Source organism: Acidovorax sp. Root219 (assembly GCF_001428665.1).
Lineage (GTDB): Bacteria > Pseudomonadota > Gammaproteobacteria > Burkholderiales > Burkholderiaceae_C > Acidovorax.
Genome location: NZ_LMIJ01000012.1, coordinates 1 through 5,051, shown reverse-complemented (window position 1 = coordinate 5,051; position 5,051 = coordinate 1). Strand labels below are relative to the sequence as shown.

Genomic DNA, 5,051 nt, shown 5'->3' with positions numbered 1-5,051 from the left:
GCGCGGCCTGATCGCGGGCATCGTGCAGCCCGGTCTTTTCAACCGCCGGCAGACCGCCTACGAGCTGCTCTGGTACGCCGAGGACGGCTCGGGCCTGCGCCTGCTGGCGGCGCTGCAGGGCTGGGCCACGCGCATGCGGGCTGTGCAGTTCGTGGTGCACGACTACGCCGGCATCGCCGATCCGGCACGTTTCAACAAGGTCATGGCCCGCCGGGGCTTTGGCGTCATGGGCACGGCCTACGTGTCCGCACTGGAGAGCTGATCCATGGCCGTCGTTATCCCCATCATCATGGCCTACACGGGCGCCACTGCCACCATTGCCTCTGCCGTGGGCCTGACTGCCGCCATCGGATCAGCGGCAGCCGCCACCGTGGTTTCCACGGTAGCGTCCATTGCCTTTCAGGTCACCGGCATCAATGACAAGGTCAACAAGGCGGCTTCCAAGGTCTTCGGCGAGGACATGGTCAAGGTGATCAACATTGCAGGAGCGGTGTACGGGGCTGTCAACGGAGGGTTCGGTGGCGGGGGTGAAACCGCAGGCCTGACAGAAGCTGGTGGCGCGCTGAGCACCAAGGCGATGCTCGATGGAACCACCGCCTTCGGTGCGAACTCGGCGGCGGGAGCTTTCGACCTTGCGGATGGCTTGGGCAGCTTAGCCATGGGTGATTTTTCGGGTACCACGGACAGTCTGGGGAACAGCACCTACAGCCCAGGCGACATGAACTCTGTCGAGCTCAACTCCATCGGGCCCGCCAAGGGGGTGAACCTGGCCAACACCAGCCAGCCCTTGGGTACTGACACAAAGGCTGTGGTGGAGGCCGCCAGGACAGCTGAGAACTCGGGCGCCGCGCGCGACATCGCCCCCGCTCCAGCCTCTACCGCTCCATCTGCGGCTGAAACCAATGCGGCAGTGTCCAGGGCTTCTTCTGACCAGCAGCTTAAGGCAGGCGACATCAGCAAGGGCGTGGAGCCACCCAAGACGATCAGCACCACGGCCCCCAAGCCGGGCAGCTTCTTCGACAAGCTGCTCAGCAACGACAAGGCCGTGGGCGAAGTGATCAAGGGCGTGGGCGCTGGCATCAGCGGCGCGGCCAACGCCAAGGCCGAGGAGAAAAAGCTGGCATGGCAGAAGCAGCGCTACAGCTACACACCCACCACCCGCATCGTGCAGTAAAGGACGACCATGAACCTCAACGAAATGGCACAGGGTGCGCCCGCGCAAGCGCCCACCACAGGCACGACCGGCGGCAAGACCCCAGCCAGCCCAGAGCAGCAGGCCCAGTTCGACATGCTGCTGGGCCGCGCTCGCCAGTTGCTGGGCGAGTCTGCGGTGGAATGGAAGGGCGCAATGGACATCGATCCTGCCGGCGCAGCGGTGAAGTTCGGCACGCAGACCCTGCGCTTCCTGGCCCAGCAGTCCGAGAAGGCCGGCCAGCCCGTGGACCCGGCCGTGCTGCTGCACGTGGGCGTGCAGTTCGTCAAGGACATCGCCGCCCTGGCCAACGACGCGGGCATGGTGCCCGACGAGCAGCTCGAACCCTTCCTGCAGCAGGTGATGCAGGAGTCCATCGCCGAGTACCTGCGCATGGATGCCGAGGACGGGCTGATGCCACCACCCGGTGCTCCACCCGGTGGCCAGCCGCTGCCGGCGCCCGGGCCCGCACCCGGACCGCAGGGCCTGAACCTCGCGCAGATGGCGCAGCAGCAACCACAGCCATTGCAAGGGGGTATGCAATGAGCTTCTTCGCCAACCTGTTGGGCGGCACGCTGCAGGGCGTGGGCGGCGGCATGTCGGCCATGGCGGTCGACGATGAGAAACTGCAGGCACAGCGCGCGCTGCTGCAGGACAAGCAGCAGGCCGCGCTGGAGCTGCAACAGCAACGCACGGCCGACCGGCAGTGGCAGCAGGAGCAGACGCGGGTCGGGTCCGCTGGTGGTGCTGGCAGCGGCAAGGGCTTCAACCTGATGGAGGAAGCCGCCCGCGCCCGGACGCCCGAGCAACGGCAGGACCTGGTCAACCGCGTGCGTGCCGTCCATGAAGACGCCGGCCTGCGCCTGGCCGACGTGGGCTTTGGCATGCCCGTGATGAACGCCGTGGCCCCCACGGCCGGCGACTTTGCCCGCTACGACCGGGCCGGCAGCATGGACGCTGCGCCGCCCACCACCACGCTGGAGCGCGCCGCCTACGACCGCGAGAAGGGCGCGCAGGCATTGCAGCGGCTGTACACGCTGTTCCTGGACCCGGGCAAGCTCGACGTGCATGCGCGGGGAGAGCGGCAGTTCGGGCTGAACGACCGGGGGGAGGCCAGTGCCGTGGCCGTGGAGCAGGGCGGCGGCTCTGCCCTCGATGCTGCTGCGGCCTTCCAGCGCAGCAGCGCCGTGCAGCCCGAGCGCCCGAGTGAGCGTCCAAGGCCTGAGCCGGCTTTGCGCCCCACGGCCCCGGTCCAAATCGGCGAGGCCGGCACTGGCTCGCGGGTGGGCGCCAGCACCAGCGCTGGTGCGCGCCGGCCGCTGTCGTCCGCGCCGCAGGACGGAACGGTGGTCCGCGACGCCAGCGGCCAGCGGTACATCGTGCGCAATGGCCGGCCCGAGCCCCTGGCGAAAGCGCAGTGATGGATTGGTCCCGCTTCGAACTGGTGGAGGAGCCAGAGGTTTCCAATGCAGGCATTGATTGGTCTGCGTTCGAGCTGGTGGCGCTGGGGCCTGGCGATGGTAGGCAGGCGACTTCAATGGTGGATATGGAGCCGGCCGCGCGCGCACAGGATGGCCGCAAGGTGGATGACCCGCGCAGGACGGATGCGCCCAGGCAGGCGTCGATCCTGTCGGACGCTGCAGACCAGGCCTACGGCCTGGTGAAAGGTGCTGCCGCAGCAGTGATGCCCTGGATGAGGCCGGCCATCGAGGCGTCCAATGGTCCGCGCCCGGAGTGGAAGAGCGTGCTGGAGGGCCCCGATGTGGTCGGCGCTGCGAGAGGCATGGACCTGGCCGAGGCCGAAAGACTCTCCCGCCGCGACTATGCAGAAGCCGTCGAGCAGCGCCAGCGCATGGCCAATTCGCCACAGATGCGGGCACCTAAGCCCTTGAACAGGGTGCAGGCCTATGCCGAAGCCAACCCCGTCAAGGCCGCCCTCAAGCAGGGCGCGGCGAGTTCGCTGGCGGGGACGCTCAATGTCCCGTCGGTGGCGGCTGGGCTGGTCACCGAGGGTGTCAACAAGGTCCTGGTCGATGGCGGCGGCTCTCCCGTATTCGGCCGTGTACCCAACATGCCCTTGGTGGATGACTTGCGCCAGATGAGCGAAGGCTACGCCTCCACCCTGTCGCGCCAAGGCCCGGCGCAAGCCTGGGACAACGGCGAGTTCGGCCGCTGGATGACGGTCCAACTGGCAGGCAACTCCCTGCCTGCAGCGCAGGCTCTCGCGGCCATGATGGTGCCTGGCGCGCAGTCCAGCCTGTCGGCGCCCATGGCGGCCAGCGCGGCGGGGTCGGCCTATGCGGAGGGCGATGGCGCCATGGCCGCTGCGCTCAAGGGAGGGCTGGCCTTGGCATCCGAGAAGCTGCCACTGACCGCGGGGCAGGCGATCAGGGACATGGTGCTCCATATCCCGGCGCCGGTGCGCGCCCAGGTACTGGCCGATGCCGGCAAGCGCCTTCTGGCGACCGGCGCCGAGATCACTACCAAGGGCCTGACCGGGGGCCATCCAGGAGTCGTTCAACACCATCGGCGGCAACGCTGTCGACATCCATGTGTCGGGCAAGGACAAGGGCCTGCTCGATGACGCCGGCCGCAGCGCACTTGTCGGGGGCGTCCTTGGCACAGTACCGAGCGGTTCCAAAGGAACCCGGGTACAGGCTGCACCCCATCGCCCCGGCCCGGATAGCCCGGTGGGCCACGCGCAGCAAGGCCCACCCGATGCCTACAACCCCGTGCTGGATAACTCGGCGGGCGCTGCAGAGCGCGGCAGTGGGTATGGAGACGACTTGCTCCGGTCCCTGGTGCAAGGCCAGCCGGTGACCCCGGTCGCCTCGGCCGTGCCGCAGGCGGTGGACTCTTCATCCATGGAAAGGAATGCGCAGCCCTTGCCAAGCGGCCATATGGACGAATTGGCGGCACCCGCTGTGCCCGGGGGCGAGGCTGGGACGATCGCGCATCAGACCGGTGCTGAAGTTGCAGATGCACAGCAGGAGATCGTGCCGTACTCGCATGTGGCACTCCCCCAAGGCACTTCCGCGCCCGAGTCGACTGCTGATGCTGCGGTGGAAGCGCCTGTTGGCGCAATGCACCTGTCCGACAAAGGCACGCTGAGCGTGGAAGGAGACCCTTGGCAATTGGACAAGCGACTGCGCGCTGCCGGGGTAGATCAGGTGTGGATGTGGACCGACAGCGTATGGGTAGCACCCGAGCAGGCCGCACGGGCCCAGCAGGTGCTGGCGCAGCCGCAGCCTGGCGCTGCTGCCGATGCGGTAAGGCAGCCGCCACCACCGGTGCAGATGACGATGCGCGAGGGCGGCATGCTCGACGTGGAGGGAGACACCCAGGCGGTGCGCCAGTGGCTTGAGGGCGCGGGCATCCCCAAAGGCGCAATGATGGATGGGCCGGGGAAGGTTGTGGTGACGGCCGGCAGTGTCGAGAGGGCGAAGCAGGCATTGGCAGCACCAGCACCACTGCCAACGGCGCAAACGACTGATCACGAGGACCAGGTTGTGCCAGTGCAGGATGCGCGATCAACCACTGCACGGCCCGCGCCGATGGTGGCAACCAAGCTCGAAACGGGTGCGCTCAAGATCAAGGGCGATCCCAAGAAAATCCTCGCGGTTCTTCGCAACGGTGGAGTTACCAATGTGAAGGTGCGAAAAAAGGAGGTCACGGTCTGGGCCAACGAAGCGGCACTTGCTCAAAAAATACTTGCAGACAACAATCTGGCAGGCGATCCGGCAGGGACTGAAACTGCGACAGTCAACAATGGCGTGAAGGAGTTCGATGGTGCGGGACCTGGAGCTGCAGCTGATGATTTCTCCAACCTGGGCCTTTCGGACCTGGGGCCCAAACTGGG

6 protein-coding genes are annotated in these 5,051 nt (G+C 67.2%); all 6 read left to right on the top strand.

The window, feature by feature from the left end; all coding sequences use genetic code 11:
- Window positions 1-262: hypothetical protein (locus ASE28_RS15025; protein ID WP_162262253.1), on the top strand; the 262-nt coding region annotated here is incomplete at its 5' end.
- Window positions 263-265: 3 nt separating this feature from the next.
- On the top strand, window positions 266-1,174 hold the full coding sequence (locus ASE28_RS15020; protein WP_057267324.1) for a hypothetical protein: 909 nt from the start codon (window positions 266-268) through the stop codon (window positions 1,172-1,174).
- Window positions 1,175-1,183: 9 nt separating this feature from the next.
- Window positions 1,184-1,738 (top strand): hypothetical protein, encoded by a 555-nt coding sequence (locus ASE28_RS15015; protein ID WP_057267323.1) that lies wholly within the window; start codon window positions 1,184-1,186, stop codon window positions 1,736-1,738.
- A complete protein-coding gene (locus tag ASE28_RS15010; protein WP_057203432.1) occupies window positions 1,735-2,613 on the top strand; it encodes a hypothetical protein in 879 nt (292 codons plus the stop codon). Before ASE28_RS15015 ends, ASE28_RS15010 begins: the two co-directional genes overlap by 4 nt.
- A 116-nt stretch (window positions 2,614-2,729) precedes the next feature.
- Window positions 2,730-3,776: a hypothetical protein gene (locus ASE28_RS15005; protein ID WP_162262252.1), complete on the top strand. Its 1,047-nt coding sequence runs from the start codon at window positions 2,730-2,732 to the stop codon at window positions 3,774-3,776.
- Window positions 3,745-5,051: hypothetical protein (locus tag ASE28_RS15000; protein ID WP_200963949.1), on the top strand; the 1,307-nt coding region annotated here is incomplete at its 3' end. The genes ASE28_RS15005 and ASE28_RS15000, both read left to right, overlap by 32 nt.